This window comes from Vibrio sp. YT-19(2023), assembly GCF_033337395.1.
The window spans coordinates 1-1,030 of sequence record NZ_JAWOQN010000174.1; the positions used below are offsets into that span (position 1 = coordinate 1).

The 1,030-nt window shown below is 46.9% G+C and carries 2 protein-coding genes; both read right to left on the bottom strand.

From position 1 onward, the window contains the following. Positions 1-21 precede the first annotated feature (21 nt). Positions 22-222: a chromosome segregation ATPase gene (locus R7E78_RS24690; protein WP_005462979.1), complete on the bottom strand. Its 201-nt coding sequence runs from the start codon at positions 220-222 to the stop codon at positions 22-24. A gap of 56 nt (positions 223-278) precedes the next feature. After that, the coding region (locus R7E78_RS24695; protein WP_318058417.1) for a methyl-accepting chemotaxis protein at positions 279-1,030 on the bottom strand (752 nt) is incomplete at its 5' end.

The following is a 1,030-nucleotide window of genomic DNA, read 5'->3' on the forward strand; positions in this document are numbered from 1 at the left end:
GGAGTAAACACTCCCTTTTTATTAATGAACCGGAACAGAATTTTTCTGATTAAACTTGCCGAAGTATTGCTCCAAAATTTCTGGCGTTAACTTACCTTCTGCTTCTAGCTTTTTAAGCTCAGCCGCAATGGCTTTTTGCTCTTCTAGCGAAGGCAGCTTTACTTCTGGCTCCTCTGCAGCTTCTTGAGAAATCTGCGCTAGTTCTTTTTCGAAGTCGTTCATAGTACTTACCTAAATATAGTCATTAAACTGTTCAACTTCGTCTATTCTATCCAACTCTAGAGTTTGAAGCTACCAACCATCTTATCGAGGCGAGATGAAAGCTCTTGAAGATCGCGGCTTGCGCCAGCCAACTCTTCCGCCGTTGCAGTTGTCATCTCGTTGATTGCGTTGATTTCTTCAATATTCTGATTGATCGTATGAACCACGGTAGATTGCTCTTCCGTTGCCGTCGCAACTTGCGTGTTTCGATCGGAGATATCCGTAATGCGTTCAGAGATATTCACCAGCACTTCTACCGCTTCATCCGTCGAAGCCACACCCTCAAATGTGACCGCTTTGCCAGCTTCCATCGCGCTTACTGCGTCCTGAGCATCACTTTGAAGCTGGTTGATCATACGTTGAATCTCTTCCGTTGAATCGGCAGTGCGCGACGCTAGGTTACGAACTTCATCTGCAACTACCGCAAAGCCTCGACCTTGCTCACCTGCGCGTGCTGCTTCAATCGCTGCGTTCAGTGCCAACAAGTTTGTTTGCTCAGAGATATCGCGGATTACACCAAGGATAGAGCCGATATCTTTCGTTGTAGAAGCAAGCTGTGTCACAACAATGTTTGTCGTTTCCACATCGTCAGCAAGACGGCTGATCACTTCTTTCGCTTTCATCACAACTTCACGACCCGTCTGAGTATTATCAGACGCTTGGTTTGCAGTATCGGCTGCCGTCGCTGCGTTAGACGCAATTTCACTGATCGTCGCGCCCATTTGGTTGATCGCTGCAACCACTTGAATCGTCTGGTCACGTTGCTCTT

Bases quoted from the DNA above. Each gene is read 5' to 3' on its own strand.
- R7E78_RS24690 (WP_005462979.1), bottom strand. From the start codon at position 222: ATGAACGACTTCGAAAAAGAACTAGCGCAGATTTCTCAAGAAGCTGCA.